General features: G+C 64.3%; 18 protein-coding genes. 5 read left to right on the top strand and 13 right to left on the bottom strand.

All coding sequences use genetic code 11. The features are described from left to right. The first annotated feature begins 177 nt into the window (after nucleotides 1–177). Nucleotides 178–912: an MFS transporter gene (locus tag EUB48_RS21630; RefSeq protein ID WP_244618342.1), complete on the top strand. Its 735-nt coding sequence runs from the start codon at nucleotides 178–180 to the stop codon at nucleotides 910–912. Further along, on the top strand, nucleotides 903–1,520 hold the full coding sequence (locus EUB48_RS21625; protein ID WP_244618341.1) for an MFS transporter: 618 nt from the start codon (nucleotides 903–905) through the stop codon (nucleotides 1,518–1,520). Before EUB48_RS21630 ends, EUB48_RS21625 begins: the two co-directional genes overlap by 10 nt. Before the next feature lie 324 nt (nucleotides 1,521–1,844). Here the strand turns inward: EUB48_RS21625 and EUB48_RS05460 are convergent, their stop codons facing one another. The 4 genes from EUB48_RS05460 to EUB48_RS05445 all read right to left on the bottom strand — a co-directional run bounded on the left by EUB48_RS05460 (nucleotide 1,845) and on the right by EUB48_RS05445 (nucleotide 6,241). Then, complete coding sequence (locus tag EUB48_RS05460) at nucleotides 1,845–2,837, bottom strand: Bug family tripartite tricarboxylate transporter substrate binding protein (RefSeq protein WP_244618340.1); 993 nt, start codon at nucleotides 2,835–2,837, stop codon at nucleotides 1,845–1,847. Nucleotides 2,838–2,864: 27 nt separating this feature from the next. Then, nucleotides 2,865–3,845: a quinone oxidoreductase family protein gene (locus EUB48_RS05455; protein ID WP_142817967.1), complete on the bottom strand. Its 981-nt coding sequence runs from the start codon at nucleotides 3,843–3,845 to the stop codon at nucleotides 2,865–2,867. A gap of 39 nt (nucleotides 3,846–3,884) precedes the next feature. Further along, on the bottom strand, nucleotides 3,885–4,943 hold the full coding sequence (locus EUB48_RS05450; RefSeq protein ID WP_142817966.1) for a beta-keto acid cleavage family enzyme: 1,059 nt from the start codon (nucleotides 4,941–4,943) through the stop codon (nucleotides 3,885–3,887). Nucleotides 4,944–5,119: 176 nt separating this feature from the next. Further along, the gene (locus EUB48_RS05445) at nucleotides 5,120–6,241 is read right to left on the bottom strand and encodes a YeiH family protein (RefSeq protein ID WP_142817965.1); all 1,122 of its coding nucleotides are present in this window, start codon (nucleotides 6,239–6,241) and stop codon (nucleotides 5,120–5,122) included. 120 nt (nucleotides 6,242–6,361) lie between these two features. Here EUB48_RS05445 and EUB48_RS05440 point away from each other — a divergent pair, with 120 nt between their 5' ends. After that, nucleotides 6,362–7,306 carry a LysR family transcriptional regulator gene (locus tag EUB48_RS05440; protein ID WP_142817964.1) on the top strand — a complete coding sequence of 315 codons (945 nt, stop codon included), beginning with the start codon at nucleotides 6,362–6,364 and terminating at the stop codon, nucleotides 7,304–7,306. Between the two features lie 15 nt (nucleotides 7,307–7,321). Here the strand turns inward: EUB48_RS05440 and EUB48_RS05435 are convergent, their stop codons facing one another. The 9 genes from EUB48_RS05435 to EUB48_RS05395 all read right to left on the bottom strand — a co-directional run bounded on the left by EUB48_RS05435 (nucleotide 7,322) and on the right by EUB48_RS05395 (nucleotide 16,960). Further along, nucleotides 7,322–8,128, bottom strand: coding sequence for an SDR family oxidoreductase (locus EUB48_RS05435; RefSeq protein WP_142817963.1), 807 nt, complete (start codon nucleotides 8,126–8,128; stop codon nucleotides 7,322–7,324). A 30-nt stretch (nucleotides 8,129–8,158) separates the two neighbouring features. Further along, on the bottom strand, nucleotides 8,159–9,076 hold the full coding sequence (locus EUB48_RS05430; RefSeq protein WP_420821445.1) for a DMT family transporter: 918 nt from the start codon (nucleotides 9,074–9,076) through the stop codon (nucleotides 8,159–8,161). A gap of 33 nt (nucleotides 9,077–9,109) precedes the next feature. Beyond that, on the bottom strand, nucleotides 9,110–10,723 hold the full coding sequence (locus EUB48_RS05425; RefSeq protein ID WP_142817962.1) for a gamma-glutamyltransferase family protein: 1,614 nt from the start codon (nucleotides 10,721–10,723) through the stop codon (nucleotides 9,110–9,112). A gap of 92 nt (nucleotides 10,724–10,815) precedes the next feature. Next, nucleotides 10,816–12,327: a tripartite tricarboxylate transporter permease gene (locus tag EUB48_RS05420; RefSeq protein WP_142817961.1), complete on the bottom strand. Its 1,512-nt coding sequence runs from the start codon at nucleotides 12,325–12,327 to the stop codon at nucleotides 10,816–10,818. An 11-nt stretch (nucleotides 12,328–12,338) separates the two neighbouring features. Beyond that, nucleotides 12,339–12,827, bottom strand: coding sequence for a tripartite tricarboxylate transporter TctB family protein (locus EUB48_RS05415; protein ID WP_142817960.1), 489 nt, complete (start codon nucleotides 12,825–12,827; stop codon nucleotides 12,339–12,341). Between the two features lie 112 nt (nucleotides 12,828–12,939). Beyond that, the gene (gene tfpB / locus EUB48_RS05410; RefSeq protein WP_142817959.1) at nucleotides 12,940–14,739 is read right to left on the bottom strand and encodes a type IV pilus assembly ATPase TfpB; all 1,800 of its coding nucleotides are present in this window, start codon (nucleotides 14,737–14,739) and stop codon (nucleotides 12,940–12,942) included. A gap of 20 nt (nucleotides 14,740–14,759) precedes the next feature. Next, nucleotides 14,760–15,524: a spermine/spermidine synthase domain-containing protein gene (locus EUB48_RS05405; RefSeq protein WP_142817958.1), complete on the bottom strand. Its 765-nt coding sequence runs from the start codon at nucleotides 15,522–15,524 to the stop codon at nucleotides 14,760–14,762. A gap of 4 nt (nucleotides 15,525–15,528) precedes the next feature. After that, the gene (locus EUB48_RS05400) at nucleotides 15,529–16,026 is read right to left on the bottom strand and encodes a DNA-deoxyinosine glycosylase (protein WP_142821103.1); all 498 of its coding nucleotides are present in this window, start codon (nucleotides 16,024–16,026) and stop codon (nucleotides 15,529–15,531) included. A gap of 88 nt (nucleotides 16,027–16,114) precedes the next feature. Beyond that, nucleotides 16,115–16,960, bottom strand: coding sequence for a TatD family hydrolase (locus tag EUB48_RS05395; RefSeq protein ID WP_142817957.1), 846 nt, complete (start codon nucleotides 16,958–16,960; stop codon nucleotides 16,115–16,117). A 115-nt stretch (nucleotides 16,961–17,075) separates the two neighbouring features. On the opposite strand from EUB48_RS05395, the gene EUB48_RS05390 reads away from it, so the two are divergent. Then, nucleotides 17,076–17,966 (top strand): S1C family serine protease, encoded by an 891-nt coding sequence (locus EUB48_RS05390; RefSeq protein ID WP_142817956.1) that lies wholly within the window; start codon nucleotides 17,076–17,078, stop codon nucleotides 17,964–17,966. Between the two features lie 12 nt (nucleotides 17,967–17,978). Then, entirely contained in the window at nucleotides 17,979–18,989 is a 1,011-nt protein-coding gene (locus EUB48_RS05385; protein ID WP_142817955.1) for an AAA family ATPase, read from the top strand. Nucleotides 18,990–18,993: the final 4 nt, after the last annotated feature.

Below are 18,993 nucleotides of genomic sequence, written 5' to 3'. Positions count from 1 at the left end.
CCTGGCATCCTGCGGCAGCCCTTCATAAAACGACCTTCAGGCCTGCAAGCAGCTTCCGTCACCCTGAAAAGAGACTCAAGCTGCGCACCGGCGAGCCAGCCTGTTCAGCAATCAAGTCCGTGTTCACAGACTTGATGACTGAAGGTTGAATCAATTCAAAAAAATTAGGAGACAAGCATGAACGTGATACCCGACGGCCCCGAGGCCGGCAACAACGACTACCTGATAAGCAAGCGGCAAGCCTGGTTTGCCTTTGCCATGACCTTCGGGCTCATGCTGTTCGATTACATCGACCGGCAGGTGATCGTCTCGCTGTTTCCCCATATCAAGAGCGAATGGAACCTGAGTGACAAACAGCTCGGTTCCCTGGTTTCCATCATTTCCATCGTGGTGGCGGTGGGCACACTACCACTATCACTGCTGGCAGACCGCGTGAGCCGTGTGAAGAGCATCGTTGTGATGGCCGGCATATGGAGCGCGGCCTCTATTTCCTGCATGTTCACGGCCAATTTCGGCCAACTGTTTGTGGCGCGTGCGGTGGTGGGGGCGGGTGAAGCCGGCTACGGCTCCGCAGGGGCAGCCCTTATCGCGACACTGTATCCCAAGCGTTTGCGCAGTGCCGTGCTCGGCGCCTTCCTCGCTGCAGGATCGCTGGGCTCGGTACTGGGCGTGGTGCTGGGGGGCGTGATCGCGGCCCACTGGGGCTGGAAGGCCGCCTTCGGCGTGGTCGGTGTGCCGGGACTTGTACTGGCCGTGCTTTATCTGTTCGTGCGCGACTACAAGACCGCGGCACTGACGCCAAAACAGGGCCAGGTAGCCCAGTCTCTGGGGGAACTCTCAAGCATATCTTTGGCACGATGGCGCGCACGCGCACGCTCTTGTGGGTCTGTGTCGGAGGGGCGTTGCAATTGATTACGTTGTCGGCCGTCTGGGCGTGGCTGCCCAGCTACCTGAACCGTTTCCACAGCATGACTCCGGAGGCTGCAGGCAAGCAAACGGCAGTGGTGATCTTGGCCGGCGCCTTTGGTTGCGTGTTCTGGGGGTTTGTGGTGGACCGCCTGGCACTTCGCAAGCCGCGCAACAAGCTACCCTTGCTGTCCGTGCTGTGCGTGCTCACCTCGGTGATCTTCATGGTGGCGTTTGGCGGTACCTACACGGGGGATGCACAGTTCAAGCTGATCGTTCTGGGTGGCTTCTTTCTGACTTGCACCCCGGGTGTGGGTGCCGGTATCGTCATTGATGTCGTTCACCCAGGTGTGCGCTCTACCGGTGCGGCCGTCCTTACCCTGTTTCAGAACCTGTTTGGCCTGGCCGTGGGCCCGTTCCTGGCGGGTGTCCTGTCCGACCAATGGGGTTTGCAGCAGGCACTGGCAGTCACTCCGCTGTTCAGCACACTGGCCGCGGTGGTTTATGTCATCGCAATGCGCAGTTATGACGCGGATGTGGCGCAGATCTCCGATGCGAAGCTGGACGTGGCGCCACCCTTGACCGGAAACCTGAGCGCCAGCACCGCAGTCTGAGAGCGAATTGCCGTGCGCGTTCCATGTTGACGTTGACGTTTACCTTGACTTGATCTGCCCTGCTCTGAATGCCTGATCGGTAAACAACGCCTGACGGCAAACGCATTTGCGCGAGTACAAGTACCTGCCGGACGACCAGGACACGGCCGTGGAGCTGGTGCCAGAGCAAGTGCAGGCGTTGGGAAAAATCCCGGGGAAGTTACAGTGCAGCCTCACTTTGCCAGCGACCTTGCGTTGCGCGTGCTCAACGTGCATGACAAACACCCGCCGCCCACGCAACTGGCAACGGCCCACAGGGCCATTGCCGTAATTCGAGGCAGAGGCTTAGTCAGGACTGATCTCGAGTTGCAGCTTCTTTATGATTGCTCGATTGTTGGCCATGGTCGCGGCCAGTATCTGCCGAAGCTGATCCATCGAGGCATCTTGCGGTAGATCGAAGCCCTGCGCGGCCAGCGCTTCGCGGAATTTGGGGGCATGTACAACCTTCGCCATTTCGCTCTGGATTCGATCGGCAAGCGGTTTGGGCGTGCTGCTCAGCATAAAGACGCCAACGCTCGCGTGAGGAAGGACAAAATCAGGCAGCCCCAATTCGCCGAAACCGGGAACCTTGGGAAGGTACTGGGAGCGTGTCGACGACGCTATTGCAAGCGCCTTCAGCTTGCCACTCTTGACAAGTGGGGCGACATTGCTGACGACATCAAAGGTCAGTTGCACCTGGTTCCCCATCAGGTCGACCAGGGCAGGCGCTGAACCCTTGTATGGAACGACCAGGATGTCATTACCGCTCTTTGCCCTAAGCATCTCGCCGAGAAGATCCGAGCGGTTGCCGACGCTGGAATTCGCTATGCTGACCGAGCGGGGATGGCTCTTGGTGTAGTCCAGTAATTCCTTGACATTGTTGGGCGGAAAGTTTGCATTGGCCACCAGCACATGAAACATGCTGGTGATTTCTGCCACATAGGTGAACGTCTTGAGCGGATCGTAAGGTGTCTTGACGGTGAGTGGTATATCGGTCAGAACACTTGATGGCCCCACCATCAAAGTGTAGCCATCCGCAGGCGCGCTCATCAGTGCCCGTTCGGCGATGACAGCCGAACCACCTGGCTTGTTGTCCACCACCACGGGCTGACCAAGACTGGCCCGTAGCTGCTCAGCGAGCAAGCGTGCTGCCGCATCGGAAATGCCGCCAGGAGGTGCGGGGACGATCAACCGAATGGGTTTATCCGGCCATTGCTGCGCCAGCGCAGGCGATACCGCCGTTAGCCAGGAAAGCGCAGCTATCGCGAAGACTCGCAGTTTCATTGAATTGAATGCCATGAAAGTTCACCTTTGAAAGCGGAATCCTCAAATAACGAATATGGATGATCCGGTTGTCTTCCGGCCTTCAAGATCCCGGTGCGCCTGCACCGCATCCTCCAGGGCATACCGTTGATTGATCTCGATGTGGATACGCCCTGCCGCCACATGGCCGAAGAGCTCCCCGACCAGTTCCGCCTTTTCGGCCGGATCCGCGATGTAGTCGGCCAAACCTGGACGGGTGATGTATGCGGAGCCTTTGCGGGCCAGGATCGCAGGGTCGAACGGGGGGATTTTTCCGGAGGCGGTACCCACGCACACCAGCAGGCCGCGGCGCTTGAGCGAGTCCAGCGAAGCCATGAATGTGTCTTTGCCCACGCTGTCAAAAACCACAGAGACGCCCGCGCCGTTGGTGATCTCGCGCACGCGCTTGGCAACGTCTTCATGGCTGTAGTTGATGATGTGCTCACAACCGTGGGCGCGTGCCACTTCGGCCTTGGCCTCGGTAGAGACGGTTCCAATCACATGGAGGCCCAGAAGTTTGGCCCACTGGGACACGATCAGGCCCACACCACCGGCGGCGGCATGTAGCAATATGGTTTCATCGCCCTGGAACGGGTAGATCCTGCGGCACAGGTAGGAAGCAGACAAACCGCGCATGGTCATTGCAGCCGCGGTCTCGCAGCTGATGCCTTCGGGCAGTTTGATCAGCGGTGCGGCAGAAATCAGCCGCTGCGTGCTGTAGGCGCCCAGCGTGTTGGTAAAGCCCGTGTAGGTCACACGGTCACCGACCACGAAATCGCTCACGCCGGCACCGACGGCCTCGACCACGCCGGCCGCCTCGTTGCCGATGCCGCTGGGCAGCGGCACCGGGTAGATGCCACTGCGGAAGTAGGTGTCCGCAAAATTCAGGCCCACCGCCACGTGGCGCAAGCGAACCTCTCCGGGCCCCGGTTCACCAACGTCTGCATCCTCAAACCGCAGTACATCGGGAGCGCCCGTTTCGTAGAATTTAACGACCCTTGCCATTTTTTTGTCTCCTGTTGTGGTTGTATCAACGCGGTGGCGTTAGTCCGGCTTGCGCAGGAAGCCCTGATTGCCACCCTTGCGGTTGGGCGCGAAGCCGTTCTTGGCCAGCGTCTCATCGGCGGTTTCGTAGAACACATCCAGCTGCAAGATCTCGCGAGCCTGCTGTCCTGTCGCAATCGGACGACCAAATTCGCCGGCGATACGCACCAACTGCTTGATTTGCTCGACGGAGCTGGCCTTGCCCGAGCGGTCCTGCTTCCAGAGCACATCCTCAATGCCGCAGCGCACATGCAGGCCCAGAGCCATGCCAATCATGTTGATGGGCAGCACATTGAGCACCGAGCTCTCCACCGTGATCACCGAGCCATCGGGTGCAGCACGCAGGAAGTTGGCCAGGTTGTAGATGTTCGCCTGGTCCATGCCGCCGCTGATGGCCACCCAATTCATCACCAGCGGGCCCTTGTAGACGCCGCGGCGAATCATCCGCTCAATCGTTTCAAAGCTGTTGATGTTGTAGCACTGGAAGGCGCTCTGGATGCCCGCTTTGCTCAGGCGGCGGATGTGCTCCTCGGCCCAGCTGGGGTTCGAGGGCACGATCATGTCCTTGTAGGTGCTGTAGAGGTGCGGGAAGCCGCGCGAAACGCCCTTGAAGTCATCGATGCCCGCATGCTCGGTCACGTTCATCTGGGTCGTGTTGACGGTCACCGTCACCTGGTCGGGCTTGGGCGTGAGTTCGGCCAGCATGTGGCGCGTGTCGTCGGAGAGCCATTTGGCTGCAGCACCATCGTCCTCGGGTGCGAAGCTGATGGAGCCGCCCACCTGGATAACCATCTCGGGCACCGCCTTGCGCACCCCGGCGATCAGTTCATTGAACATGGACAGGCGCTTGGAGCCCTTGCCATTGGCTTCGCGCACGTGCAGATGCAGTACGGTGGCACCGGCTTCATAGCAATCCACCGCCTTCTGGATCTGCTCCTCCATGGTGATCGGGATGTCTTCCGGAAAGTCCGAGGGAATCCAGCCCGGTGCATAGGGGGCGGCGGTAATGATCAGGGGCTGCTGGTTCTCGGGATACAGATGGCCGTCAAGGAAGTTCATGAGGAAGGGTCTCCAAGTTGAAACATCAAGTCTGAAGCGACACGTGAATCATCTGTCCTGGCGCCACTTCCTGCTTGACGTTGGATGCCTCCCACTTGGCTTTTCATGACAATCACCCGCCCTCCAAGCCAGATGCCCCTCTAGAGCATCAGCCCGTTGGCAGCCAGCGATGATGTTCAGCCGAGCAGTACGGGCACCCAGTGGTTGATCATCGCGCCGCCTGCCACCAGCCAGCTGAACAGGATGGCCGCCAGCAGCAGCGGCTTCACGCCGGCTTTGCGAATAGCCCCTACATGCGTGGACAGTCCCAGGGCCGCCATGGCCATGGCCAGCAGCGCGGTGTCGATCTCCGTGACGGCGGCAACCACCGGCGCAGGCAGCCACTGCAGCGAGTTGAACAGCACCACGCCGACAAAGGCAAAGGCAAACCAGGGCACCGTCACCTTGCGCGGCGCCGTTGTGGCATTGCGGGTAGCCCCGTCCTGCTCGTCGCGACGCGCATCGTCGCGCGCCAGCCAGGCCGACAGCATGATCAGAAAGGGCGCCAGCATCATCACGCGCACCATCTTGGCAATCACCGCAGAGTCAGCCGCATCGGGTCCGATCGAGCGTGCGGCGGCCACCACCTGCGCCACCTCGTGGATGGTCGAGCCGGCGTAGATGCCGAAAGTATGGGCGCCGCCAGGAATCACGTGCCAGTACTGGTTCAGATCGAACAGCAGCGGGTACAGAAAGATCCCCAGCGTTCCGAACACCACCACCGTGGCCACCGCCACCGTGACCTGCTCGGCGCGCGCACGCACCACGGGCTCGGCCGCCATCACCGCAGCGGCCCCGCAGATCGAACTGCCAGCGCCAATCAGCATGGCCGTCTTGCGGTCCAGCCCGAGCCAGCGCGTGCCAACGAGGCAGGCCAGCGCAAAGGTCGAACTCAGTACCAGTGCATCGATGGTCACGCCGGCCAGGCCCACATGACCGATATCCTGCATCGTCAGGCGCATGCCGTACAGCACCACGCCCAGACGCAACAAGTTTTGCTTCGAGAAGGTGACGCCGGCGCCGCTCGCCGTGGCAAAGCGCGGGTACACCGTGTTGCCCACCAGCATGCCCAGCACGATGGCCAGCGTCAGCGCGCTGAAACCATGGTTTTGCAGCCAGTCGATACGCCCCAGCGCCATGCCTGCCGCCGCCAGCGCCGCGCTGACACCCAGGCCCGGCAGCAGGCGCAACAACCCGATCGGCGCGGGCGCTCCGGGGGTGGCTTGGCCTCGTGAAATGGTTGTTGCAGCGCTGGTCATGTAATTCCTCTTTGAGTTTGGAGCGAGATGGCGCAACTCTAGGGATATCCCTAACATCTGTCCAACAAGTACTTTATGTAATATGTACCTGTTTAATCGATATACGGAAAGCCTCAACCCATGGATGTGCTACGTCTGACCCTGCGCCAGCTGCAGATTTTTGTCGCCGTGGCGCGCAGCGGCAGCACCACGGCCGCGAGCGAGCAGATTGCACTATCCCAGTCGGCCACCAGTTCGGCCATCAACGAGCTCGAGCGCGTGTTGTCGTTGCGATTGTTCGAGCGTGCCGGCAAACGATTGCTGCTCAACGACAACGGCCGTGCGCTGCTGCCGCGGGCGCTGGCCTTGCTGGATGGTGCCGCAGGCGTCGAGCAGATGGCGCGCGACAGCAGCGCGCAGGCACAGTCGCTGCGCATCGGTGCCAGTACGACGATTGGCAACTATGTGCTGCCGACGCTGCTGGGCCGGTTCCTCACCCAGCAGCAGCTTGACCAGGCTCCCGCCTGGCAGTCCAGGGTCATGATCGGCAACACCAGCGTCATTGCCGCGGCCGTGGCGGCGTTTGAACTGGATGTCGGCCTGATCGAAGGACCATGCCACGAGGCCACGCTGGAAGTCACGCCGTGGCTGCAGGACGAGCTCGTCATTGTGGCGGCGCCGGATCATCCACTGGCGAATTCATCGCGGGGTCCAACTGTGAACGCACGGGTGCCCGTGAAGGCGCTGCGCGAGGCGCTGTGGCTGCTGCGCGAGGCGGGCTCGGGCACGCGCGAGACGACCGATCAGCTCATACTGCCGCAGCTTCGTTCCTACCGGCGCAGCATCGAGCTGGGCAGCTCGGAGGCCATCCAGCGTGCGGCGGCGCAGGGCCTGGGGCTGGCCTGTCTTTCGCACTGGGCCGTTGAAGACTTGATCGAGACGGGGCGGCTGTGCCGCCTGCCCACAACCCTGCCCAAAATGCTCCGGCAATGCTATCTTGTGGTGCACCGCGGCAAACAGATGACGCCCGCATTGCGGGGCTTTATCGAATGCGTCTCGGTTGGAGACTTCCTGCCACGGCTTTGAGCTTCAATTCCCGTCTTAAAAAGTGCCTGGGTAGGCCCCTCCGTCGGCCAGCACATTCTGGCCCGTGATATAGGCGGCGTGGGTGCTGCACAAAAAGGCGCAGATGGCACCGAACTCGTCGGGAGTGCCGAAGCGCTGCGCCGGAATGTTTTTGACGCGCGCATGCAGGATGACCTCGATCGGCTGGCCGGTTTGCTCAGAGGTGCGCCGCGCCATGTTCTTGATGCGGTCGGTATCGAAGACGCCGGGCAACAGGTTGTTCAGGGTGACGCCCCGCGCCGCCAGTTTGCTGCGCGCCACGCCCGCCACGAAACCGGTCAGGCCGCTGCGCGCGCCGTTGGACAGGCCCAGGATGTCGATCGGCGCTTTCACCGAACTGGAAGTGATGTTGACGATGCGGCCAAAACCGCGCGCTGCCATGCCGTCGACCGTGGCCTGGATCAACTCGATGGGCGTGAGCATGTTGGCGTCCACCGCGCGGATCCAGGCATCGCGGTCCCAGTCGCGGAAGTCGCCGGGCGGCGGCCCGCCGGCGTTGGTGACCACGATGTCGAAGTCCCGGCCCGGCCCGCCCGGTGCGGCAAACACCGCGGCGCGGCCTTCGGGGGTGGTGATGTCTGCAGGAACAAATAGCACACTAGCCCTTGTAGGCCCTGCACGGTCAGCCATCAATTTGCTAGCTGCCGCCTGCAGCGTCTCGCCGCCGCGCGCATTGATCACGACGTTCACGCCCTCGCGCACCAGCGCCCGCGCGCAGCCCAGCCCCAAGCCCTTGCTGGCACCGCAGACCAGCGCCCATTTGCCCGAAATACCCAGATCCATTTTTTGAACTCCTTGAGCTGACAGTCTCCGTCAGGCCCTGTATTTTGATACCAGAAAGACGCCGCCCATGACCAGCGCGGTGCCCACGACGATCCACGCGTTGAACGGCTCGCCCAGAATCAGCACGCCCATCAGGATGGTCGACATCGGACCCACCATGCCGGCCTGCGCCGCCAGGGCCGCGCCAATACGCTCCACCGCCATCATGACCATCAGCACCGGCACGGCGGTACACAGCGTGGCATTCAGGATGGAGAGCCAGATGACCTCGGGCGCCACCAGCGCCGCGCTCAGGGGGCGCAGCACCAAGAATTGCAGGATGCAACACAGGCACGCCACCAAGGTCGCCAGCCCCACCAGGCGCGAGGCGCCCAGGCGCCGCACCAGCTCGCCGCTGTACACCAGGTACACCGCATAGCTGACGGCACTGGCAAACACCAGCAGGGCGCCCAGCATCACGTCCTCGCCCTGCAGCTTGATCTCGTGGCTGAACACCACCAGCACCCCGCAATAGCTGATGGCCATGGCCACGACCTGCAGCGGCAGCACCCGCTTGCGGTAGAACAGCCAGCCCAGCACCAGCACCAGCGTCGGGTTGAGGTACAGGATGAGCCGCTCCAGTGACGCCGTGACGTACTGCAGGCCGGCAAAGTCCAGAAAGCTGGCCAGGTAGTAGCCGCTCACACCGAGCCCGAGCACGCCCAGCCAGTCGCGGCGCGTGAGCGGCGCCCGGCCGCGGCTGGCCCACCACGCCATCACGGCAAAGATCGGCAGCGCGAACAGCATGCGGTACATGATGAGCGTGACGGCATCGACGCCGTAGCGGTACGCCAGCTTGACGATGATCGCCTTGCCGCTGAAGGCAATCGCGCCCAGCGTCGCCAGCAGCAAGCCGGACGCTATTCTTTTAGAAGCAATTGGCCCATGTACCGTCAAGGCTACAGGCACTTTTTGTTCAGAAACCAGGCTCAAGATACAGCCTCAGAAGCCGGCCGCCTGGCCATCGCGCCGGGCGTCGCTGGCGGCCACATAGCCTTCGACCCTGGGGTCGCCCATGCGCCAGATGAACTGGCCGGCGCCGAAGTCCTGATACGGGTCGTCGATGACTGCGATGCGGTGGCCACGCTGGCGCAGGCCCTGCACGGTGGCCGTGTCCATGCCGGCCTCGACGTGGAGATCGAGGCCCGCGTAGCAGCGCCAGCGCGGCGCGTCGCAGGCGGCCTGCGGGCTCTGGCCATGGTCGAGCATACGCACCAGCGTCTGCAGGTGGCCTTGCGGCTGCATGCCAGCGCCCATCACGCCAAAGCTCATGAGCGGCTGGCCGTCCTTCGTCAGAAACGCCGGGATGATGGTGTGGAACGGCCGCTTGCCCGGCGCCACCGCGTTCGGGCTGGCCGCGTCCAGGCTGAAGTCGTGGCCCCGGTTTTGCAGGCTCACGCCAAATTCGGGCTCGACGCAGCCCGAGCCGAAGCCCATGTAGTTGCTCTGGATGAAGCTGACCATCATGCCGTTCTCGTCCGCCGCCGTGAGGTAGATGGTGCCGCCGCGGGCCGGGTTGCCGGCGCCGAAGTCCTGCGCTTTTTTCATGTCGATGAGTTTGGCACGCGAGGCCAGGTAGCCGTCATCGAGCATTTGCGTGGCCGTCACCTCCATTGACGATGGTTCGGCCACGTAACGGTAGACATCGGCAAAGGCCAGCTTCATGGCCTCGATCTGCACATGCTGCGAGTCGACGCCGTCCACCGGCAGGGCCGCCACATCGAACTGCTCCAGCATGCCGAGCGCCATCAGCGCGGCAATGCCCTGCCCGTTGGGCGGGATCTCGTGCACGGTGTGGCCGCGGTAATTCCGGGCGATGGTCTGCACCCACTCGGGGCGGTGCGCGGCCAGATCGCGCAAGGTCAGGCTGCCACCGTGCTGCTGCGAGAAGCGCGCGATTGCTTCGGCCACCTCACCCTGGTAAAACGCGGCGCCGCGAGTCTGCGCGATGGCGCGCAGGCAGCGCGCCGCTGCCGGAAACTGGAACAACTCCCCCACCTGCGGCGCCCGCCCGCGCGGCAAAAAGGCCTGCGCAAAACCGGGCAGCGACTGCAGCTCGGCCACCGCGGCGACCCACTTTCGCTGTACCACCGGCGGCACCAGATAGCCGCGCTCGGCGATCTCGATCGCGGGCTGTAGCAGGTCGGCAAACGCCAGTTTGCCAAAGCGCTCGCTCAGGGCCACCCAGCTGCCGACCGCACCGGGCACCGTGACGGCATCGAAGCCGCGCTTGGGCGGCCTCGCCGCGTCGGCACCGTATCTGGCGCGGAAGTACTCGCGCGTCCAGGCCTGCGGCGCGCGTCCCGAAGCGTTGAGCCCGTGCAGCGCCTGGCCGTCCCACAAGATGCAGAACGCGTCGCTGCCCAGCCCGTTGCTCACCGGCTCGCAGATCGTCATGGCGGCGGCCGCCGCAACTGCCGCATCGACCGCGTTGCCGCCCTCTAGCAGCATGCGCAGCCCGGCCTGCGCGGCCAGCGGGTGCGAGGTGGAGACCAGGTTGCGGGCGAACACCGGGATGCGGGTCGACGGGTAGGGGTTCCTGTGATTGAGGTTCATGCTCTCGCTCTCGTTTCGGTGCGGCGCCCGCTATTGTCCGGCACAACGAAAACGGCACCCGAAGGTGCCGCTTGTCTGCCACTATCAGCGCGTTACTCTTCCACGAACGCCTCTTCGCGCTTCGCCTTCACGGAGGGCAGCATCACAATCACCACCAGCGCCAGCGCCGCTGCCAGCAGGCCCGCCGACAGGCCACGCGTGAGGAAGACGCTCCAGTCGCCGCGCGACAGCAGCAGGGTGCGGCGCAGGTTTTCTTCCATCATCGGCCCCAGGATCAGGCCCAGCAGCATGGGGGCGGGTTCGCATCCGAGTTTGTTGAACAGATAGCCGACGATGCCGAAGGCGCCCACGACCCAGACGTCGAAGGTGTTGTTGTTGGTGGTGTAAACCCCCACCGCACAAAACAGCACGATCGCCGGGAACAGGTAGCGGTAAGGCACCGACAGCAGCTTGATCCAGATACCGATCAGCGGCAGGTTCAGGATGATGAGCATGGCGTTGCCGATCCACATCGAGGCGATCAGGCCCCAGAACAATTCGGGGTTGCTGGTCATCACCTGCGGGCCCGGCTGGATGTTGTGGATGGTCATGGCCCCCACCATCAGCGCCATCACGGCGTTCGGCGGGATGCCCAGCGTCAGGAGCGGAATGAACGAGGCCTGGGCGCCGGCATTGTTGGCCGACTCGGGGGCCGCCACACCGCGGATGTTGCCCTGGCCGAACGGCACTTCGCCGGGCCGCAACCTGGTTTTTTTCTCCAGCGCGTAGGCGGCAAAGGAAGACAGCAAGGCGCCGCCGCCCGGCAGGATGCCCAGCGCACAACCCAGCGCGGTGCCGCGCAACACGGCAGGCAGCATGTCCTTGAAGTCCTGCCTGGTCGGGAACAGGCCCTGCACCTTGGCGGTGAACACCTCGCGATCCTCCTCGGGCTGCGCCAGGTTGGTGATGATTTCACCGTAGCCAAACACGCCCATCGCAATCGCCACGAAGCCGATGCCGTCGGTCAACTCGGGGATGTCGAAGCTGTAGCGCGCCACGCCGGAGTTCACGTCGGTGCCGACCAGGCCCAGCAGCAGACCCAGGATGATCATGGCCACCGCCTTGAGCAGCGAGCCCGAGGCCAGCACCACGGCACCGATCAGGCCCAGCACCATCAGCGAGAAATATTCGGCCGGGCCGAACTTGAAGGCCAGCTCGGTCAGCGGCGGCGCAAACGCAGCCAGCATCAGGGTGCCGACACAACCTGCAAAGAACGAGCCCAGGCCGGCGGCTGCCAGCGCCGGGCCGGCGCGGCCCTTGCGTGCCATCTGGTAGCCGTCGATCACGGTCACCACCGACGACGATTCGCCGGGTAGATTCACCAGAATGGCGGTGGTGGAGCCGCCGTACTGGGCGCCGTAGTAGATGCCGGCCAGCATGATCAGCGCCGACACCGGAGGCAGCGCATAGGTGGCCGGCAGCAGCATGGCGATGGTGGCGACCGGGCCGATGCCGGGCAGCACGCCGATCAGGGTGCCAAGCAGGCAGCCGATGAACGCGTAAAGCAGGTTGCCGGGCGTGAACGCAACGCCGAAGCCAAGCGATAAATTAGCAATCAGATCCATGGTGTGTTCCCTCAACCCGCAATGAAAGTAGGCCACACCTGGATCTGCAGCTTGAGCGCCACGATGAAGGTGAAATAACTGCCCACGGCAAGAATGCTTGCCAGCACCAGGGTGGGCTTCCACTTGAACGTATCGCCGGCTTTGCTCGAGATGAAGGTCAACGCGTAGATCGCGGCGATCAGCCCCATCGAGGGCAGACCGATGCTCGGCAGCCCGCCCAGCAGCACCCCGAAAATCAGGTTGGCGCCGATGATGTAGCACAGCGGCCGCCAGGCCCACTTGCCGACCTTGTCGCCATCCTCGGTTTCCACCACCAGCGCCTTGAACATCACCAGCGCGCCCATCGCTGCCAGGATCACGCCCAGCACCAGCGGGAAGTAGCCGGGACCCATGCGCGCGGCACCGCCCACGTTGTAGGCGGTTGCGCCCCAGGCAAATGCAATGCCCACGAGTGCGAACATGACGCCGGAGTAGAAGTCCTTTTGACTCTTGATTTTCACGTGTTGTCTCCTCGAAAAAAATTCGACCAGCGGATTGTGGGCGGCTTTGCCGGGCCGCCTGATGTGGATTCCACCTACGCCGGGAACCCGGCGCGAGGGCGCCGGGCGGCGTTCAGTCGAGCGGCGGCGTGGCGCTCAGGACTTCTTGCACCGTGGTCAGGCCTTCGGCCACGCGCAGCGCGCCGGCCAGCCGCAGGGGCCGCATGCCATCCGTCATGGCCTGGCGCTTGAGCGCACCGAGGTCCGGCGCCAGCGTGACCTGGCCCTTGAAGGCGTCGCTCACCGTGAGCAACTCGTACAAGCCCATGCGACCCATGAAGCCGGTCATGCGGCAGTCGATGCAGCCCACGGGTTTGTAGGGGCGGTAGCCGCCGTTGATCTTCCAGGGCTTGACGATGGCGGCCAGCGCCTCGCGCGAGGTGCCGTCGTCCTTTTGCCGGCACTGCTTGCACAGGGTGCGCACGAGCCGCTGCGCCAGCACGCCGAGCACCGTGGCGTTGATCAGGTAGGGCGGCACGCCCAGCTCCATGAGTCGGGTGATGGCCGAGGGCGCATCGTTGGTGTGCAGCGTGGAGAACACCAGGTGTCCGGTCAGTGCCGCCTGGATCGCCATTTCGGCCGTGGCCAGGTCGCGGATTTCACCCACCATGATGATGTCCGGGTCCTGCCGCATGAGCGCGCGCAGGCCCTCGGTAAAACCGAAATCGAGCTGCGTCTGCACCTGCGTCTGGTTGAACGCGGGCTCGATCATCTCGATCGGATCCTCGATCGTGCTGACGTTGACCTCCTCGGTCGCGATCCGCTTGAGCGTGGAGTACAGCGTGGTGGTCTTGCCGGATCCCGTGGGACCGGTCACCAGAATTACGCCGTTGGGGCGCTTGACCAGGCCTTCCCAGCGCTCGGCATCGTGCGACGAGAAGCCCAGCGCATCGAGATCCTTGACGGTGGTGTCGGGGTCGAAAATCCGCATCACCATCTTCTCGCCGAAGGCGGTGGGCAGCGTGGACAGGCGCATCTCGATCTCTTCGCCGCGCGGGTTGCGCGTCTTGATGCGGCCATCCAGCGGGCGGCGCTTTTCCATCACGTCCATGCGCCCGAGCAGCTTGATGCGTGCCGTCATGGCGTTCAGCACCCCCATCGGCATTTGGTACACCGGGTGCAGCACGCCGTCGATGCGAAAGCGGATCACGCCCTGCTCGCGGCGCGGCTCCAGATGAATGTCGCTGGCGCGCTGGTCGAAGGCGTACTGCCACAGCCAGTCCACCACCTGCACCACGCCCTGGTCGTTGGCATCGAGCTGCTTGCTGGTCTTGCCCAGCTCGACCAGCTGCTCGAAACTCGCGGCCGCGTTGCCGGAGCCGGCCTTTTGCGCCGCGCGCACGGATCTGGCCAGCGCGAAGAACTCGGCCGTGAAACGGTGAATCTCCTGCGGACTCGCGACGACGCGGCGCACGCTGCGGCGCGACTGGCGTTCGACCTCGGCCACCCAGTCGATGATGAAGGGTTCGGCCGTGGCCACCACCACCTCGGTGGGCGTGACCTGCACCGGCAGCACGCGGTGCCGCTCGGCGTAGGCGGCGCTCATGATGTCGGCCACCTTGCCCACATCCACCTTCAAGGGGTCGATGCGCAGGTAGTCGAGCCCGGCGCGGCCGGCCAGCCACTGCGTCAGCGCTTCGATGTCCAGCGGCTTGCCGTCGCTTGAGCGCTGCATCGCCACGCTGGCCAGGCGCACCAGTGGATGCTGCGCACTCTCGGCCTGCGAGCAGCGCGCGATGGTGCGGCGCGCTTCCTCACTGGAAATCACCCCGTCCGCGTTCAGCCACTCGACCAGGCGGCGCCAGTCCACCGGCCCCATCGGTACGGATTGGGGCGAAGGGGAATGCTTGGCGGGTTGCAAAGTGGCGCTCATGGAGGTCGTGGGGAAAGTAGTCAGGGTTGCAGGGGTTTGAACACCCGCAGCCACTTGGGCGCGGGCAGATGCCACAGAGTCTGGATGGTTTCTGCACGCGCGGCAAGCTCCACCCGCTTCACGGCCCTGGGTGTACGCAGCGCCAGCACCACGGTGTTGCCTTCACGCGTCGGCTTGAAGGCCCAGACTGCGTCGGGACCGAATGCCGCCGCGATCTTCTCCAGGCTGCGCTCGTAGCTGGATGAGCGGCCAAACAGGTTCACCGTCATGCAGCCGTCTTCGGTCAGCAGCCGGCGGCAGTCGGCATAGAAATCCTCGCTGTCGAGCACCGGCGCGGCGGCCTCGTGGTCGTACAGGTCCACCTGCAGCGCGTCCACCGTACCGTGCCAGTGCGGGTGTCGCGCCACCTCGGCCGCGTCGCCCAGCACCACCTGCAGCCGCGCATCATCGGGCGGCAGCTTGAACCACAGGCGGCAGGCCGCGATCACCTGCGGATTGAGCTCGATCGCGGTGGTCTTCATGCGCAGCTTCTTGCGGCAGAACTTGGTCAGCGAGGCGGCGCCCAGACCAAGTTGCATGGCGTGGCGTTTGGCCACGCTGGACGGCTCGACAAACAGCAGCCAGGCCATCATGCGCTGCACATACTCCAGCTCGATGTCAAAGGGCGCATCCAGCAGCATCGAGCCCTGTACCCACTCGGTGCCCAGGTGCAGGTAGCGCACGTCGCCGTAGTCGGAGAAATTCACTTCCGGGAGTTCCCCGTCTGTTTTTTTTATGCGTGCCATTAACTCAAATCAGCCCATGTTGTTCAAATACCTCGCGCCAGGCGGCGAGTTTGCGCTCGAAGCTCCAGGACGCGTTGGCGGGGCTGGTGGACGGCAATTTATAGACCGGTAAACCCAGTTCGGCGGTGTAACGCGCGTGCTTATAGCTTTCGCCGCCGTTGTGGACGATCGCCTGCAACTGCGGGCAGCGCCGGCGCAGGTTTGAGAAATCGTTGACCTGCGGGTTGCGGATGCTGGCGTCCAGGCTGCCTTCGCGCTCGCAGGCGCCGTACACGTCCCATACGCCCAGGCCGTGGGCGAGCAGCCATGTGCTTCTATCTTCATAGCTGTCAGTGCCCGTCCCGTATGGGCTGGAAGGCCAAATGGCTTGAAGAATCTTCCAGAACTGGTTTTGCCGATGGGCATAGTACTGCTGCGCGGCGAGCGAGGCCGCACCGGGGAAACTGCCCAGCACCAGCAAGCGGGTCTGGGGCGACAGCAGCGGCGGCAACCCCCGCAACATCACAGTCATAGCGCCCCCACGCTCGCACACTGCGTGTGGCTTCCTGCCCCCGAGGGGGCCTTCGCGCCTTCGGGCGGCCGGACGGCGCTCACAGCAGCGCCCCCAGCCGCGGCAGCGCCGCCAGGGCGTTGCGCACCGTCGCCTGGGCCAAATCGTCCAGAGCCATACCGCGCAAATCGGCCACCACTTGTGCAATGCGCGGCAGCTCGGCCGGCTCGTTGCGGCCCTGCGACGCGCCGGCCGCGCGTTGCTGCGCGGTTTTGTAAAGCCAGTGCGGCGCAATGTCAGGTGCGTCTGTCTCCAGCACGATGGTGTCCAACGGCAAGGTGGCGGCCAGACGGCGCAGTTGCAGCGCGCGCTCGAACGTCACTGCACCGCCAAAACCGAGCTTCAAGCCCAATGCGACGAACTGGGTGGCCTGCACCTCGCTGCCATTGAAGGCATGGGCGATACCGCGCCAAAGCTCATCCGGCCCCGCCAGATCGCGCAAGTGCTTGAGCAGCCGGTCGGCCGAGCGCCGCACATGCAGGATCACCGGCAAGCCGTGCCGGCGCGCCAGCTTGAGCTGTTCGCGGTAGAAAAACTCCTGGCGTTCGCGCAGTGGGCTCTGCAAGAGCTCGGGAACGAAGTAGTCGAGCCCAATCTCGCCCACCGCGACCAGCCGCGGGTCGGCCCGGCGCAGCGCCAGTTCGGCATCGAGCGCCGCCAGATCCGCATCTGCGGCCTGCGCCACGCACAGGGGGTGGATGCCCAGCGCATAGCTGTCCCCAAACTGGTGCGCCAGCTCGCGCACCGCCGCGAAGTTGGCCACCTGCACGGCCGGCAGCACGCAATGCGCGACGCCCCTGGCAGCCGCCCGCGCGCGCATGGCGAGGACATCGTTGCAGAACTCGGGTGCATCCAGGTGGCAGTGGGTATCGATCCAGACCGTCATGGTCGCCATAATGCCTGAAACAGGCGAGCAAACTGGATGCAGGGACGGGCAAACCGTGATACCGTCATTGTGTCGTTTCCAGTGCGTATTGAAAACATCCCTCACAGGTGACCTGATGCGCAAGCCCGCCCTCTACAGCCGCTCCCGCCGCGGGCCGGATGGCGCCTTGCCCGCCGACGATGCGGCGCCAGCCACCGCCCCGGCACCGTCCCGCCGGCGCAGACTTTCCAGCCCACGTGTGCTGTGGTCGGTCATTGCCGTGCTGGCCGTCATGCTCGCGCTCAGCCTGGGCTTGGCGCTGCGCCCGGCAACGCGCACGGTCACGCAAAAAGACATTGACGCGGCAGTGCTCAAAACACTGGAAACCACGGTCCTGCCCTCCCCCGCCACCGCGGCCTACAACGCGATTTTCCCCTCTGTCGTGCGGGTCATGGCCTATGGCAAGAGCCGCCGCAGCAACGGCGAGGTCGAGCGCGGCGTCGGCACCGGTGTGGTCATCGTGGACAAGGGCGTGATCCTGACCAGCCTGCATGTGATACAGGACGCCGAGGTCATCCGGGTGGTTTTTTTCGACGGACTGATGTCGCGCGCCTCCGTCATCGGCATGCAGCCTGAAAACGACCTGGCCGTGCTGCAGGCCAGCACCATCCCGGACGACCTCATGCCCGCGACCCTGCGTTCCACCGCCGACCTGGCGCCCGGCGATCAGGTGATGGCGGTCGGCTTTCCGTTCGGCATCGGCCCATCGGCGTCGGCGGGCGTGGTGTCGGGTCTGAACCGCGTTTTCCGCGCGCCCAACGGCGGGCAGGAACTGTCCAACCTGATCCAGTTCGACGCTGCCGCCAACCCCGGCAACTCGGGTGGCCCACTGGTCACAATGGATGGTGCAGTCGTCGGCATCGTCACCGCCATCCTCAACCCGACACCGGCCCGCACCTTTATCGGCATCGGCTTTGCGGTACCGATCGAGAATGCCGCCTCGGCGGTTGGCATGTCGCCCTTCTGAAGGACTCCCCCCATGGACGCACAGACCCCCGCCGACAACAACGACACCGCACAGGTGATGGAGCAGATCCTGTACGAGGTCAAGCGCGTAGTGGTCGGGCAGGACCGCTTTCTCGAGCGCGTGATGGTTGCGATGCTGGCGCAGGGGCACCTGCTGGTCGAAGGCGTGCCGGGCCTGGCCAAGACGCTGACCGTGAAGACCCTGGCCAGCACGGTGCGCGGCCAGTTCAAGCGCATCCAGTTCACGCCCGACCTGGTGCCGGCGGACCTGGTCGGCACGCGCATCTACAACCAGAAAACCGGCGAGTTCAGTACCTCGCTGGGGCCGGTGTTCACCAACCTGCTGCTGGCCGACGAGATCAACCGCGCGCCGGCCAAGGTGCAAAGCGCACTGCTGGAAGTAATGCAGGAGCGCCAAGTAACGATTGCCGGCGTGTCGCACAAGGTGCCCGAGCCGTTCCTGGTGATGGCTACCCAGAATCCGATCGAGACCGAGGGCACCTATCCGCTGCCCGAGGCGCAGGTGGATCGCTTCATGATGAAGGTGCTGGTGGACTACCCGAGCGACGAGGAGGAATTCGTGATCGTGGAGCGCGTCATCGGTCCGGCGGTGGCGGTGACTGCGGTGGCGACCACCGAGCAGCTGTCCGCCTTGCAGCACGAGTGCCGCCGTATCTATGTCGACCCCTCGCTGATCCAGTACGCCGTGCGCCTGGTCTCCGCCACCCGTACGCCCGACCGCCATGGCCTGAAGGATCTGGCCCGCTTCATCACCTTTGGCGCCAGCCCGCGCGCCACCATCAACCTGACCGAAGGTGCGCGCGCGCTGGCCATGCTGCGCGGGCGCAGCTACGCGCTGCCCGAGGACATGAGCGACCTCGTGCCCGATGTGCTGCGGCACCGCCTGGTGCTGTCGTACGAGGCGCTGTCGGAAGGGCTGACGGCGGATGCCCTCACCGCCCGGATCATGGCCAGGGTGTCGCCGCCGGCCAAGCCCCTGGCCCACGAAAAACTCGCCGCCTGAGGCC

This window comes from Rhodoferax sediminis, assembly GCF_006970865.1.
Classification (GTDB): domain Bacteria; phylum Pseudomonadota; class Gammaproteobacteria; order Burkholderiales; family Burkholderiaceae_C; genus Rhodoferax_A; species Rhodoferax_A sediminis.
This window is presented reverse-complemented; position numbering and strand designations above follow the sequence as displayed.

Excerpts from the sequence above, each read along its gene's own strand:
- EUB48_RS21630 (WP_244618342.1), top strand. The coding sequence starts at position 178 with ATGAACGTGATACCCGACGGCCCCGAGGCCGGCAACAACGACTACCTG.
- EUB48_RS05460 (WP_244618340.1), bottom strand. The coding sequence starts at position 2,837 with ATGGCATTCAATTCAATGAAACTGCGAGTCTTCGCGATAGCTGCGCTT.
- EUB48_RS05455 (WP_142817967.1), bottom strand. The coding sequence starts at position 3,845 with ATGGCAAGGGTCGTTAAATTCTACGAAACGGGCGCTCCCGATGTACTG.
- EUB48_RS05450 (WP_142817966.1), bottom strand. The coding sequence starts at position 4,943 with ATGAACTTCCTTGACGGCCATCTGTATCCCGAGAACCAGCAGCCCCTG.
- EUB48_RS05445 (WP_142817965.1), bottom strand. The coding sequence starts at position 6,241 with ATGACCAGCGCTGCAACAACCATTTCACGAGGCCAAGCCACCCCCGGA.
- EUB48_RS05440 (WP_142817964.1), top strand. The coding sequence starts at position 6,362 with ATGGATGTGCTACGTCTGACCCTGCGCCAGCTGCAGATTTTTGTCGCC.
- EUB48_RS05435 (WP_142817963.1), bottom strand. The coding sequence starts at position 8,128 with ATGGATCTGGGTATTTCGGGCAAATGGGCGCTGGTCTGCGGTGCCAGC.
- EUB48_RS05425 (WP_142817962.1), bottom strand. The coding sequence starts at position 10,723 with ATGAACCTCAATCACAGGAACCCCTACCCGTCGACCCGCATCCCGGTG.
- EUB48_RS05420 (WP_142817961.1), bottom strand. The coding sequence starts at position 12,327 with ATGGATCTGATTGCTAATTTATCGCTTGGCTTCGGCGTTGCGTTCACG.
- tfpB (WP_142817959.1), bottom strand. The coding sequence starts at position 14,739 with ATGAGCGCCACTTTGCAACCCGCCAAGCATTCCCCTTCGCCCCAATCC.
- EUB48_RS05405 (WP_142817958.1), bottom strand. The coding sequence starts at position 15,524 with ATGGCACGCATAAAAAAAACAGACGGGGAACTCCCGGAAGTGAATTTC.
- EUB48_RS05400 (WP_142821103.1), bottom strand. The coding sequence starts at position 16,026 with ATGTTGCGGGGGTTGCCGCCGCTGCTGTCGCCCCAGACCCGCTTGCTG.
- EUB48_RS05395 (WP_142817957.1), bottom strand. The coding sequence starts at position 16,960 with ATGACGGTCTGGATCGATACCCACTGCCACCTGGATGCACCCGAGTTC.
- EUB48_RS05390 (WP_142817956.1), top strand. The coding sequence starts at position 17,076 with ATGCGCAAGCCCGCCCTCTACAGCCGCTCCCGCCGCGGGCCGGATGGC.
- EUB48_RS05385 (WP_142817955.1), top strand. The coding sequence starts at position 17,979 with ATGGACGCACAGACCCCCGCCGACAACAACGACACCGCACAGGTGATG.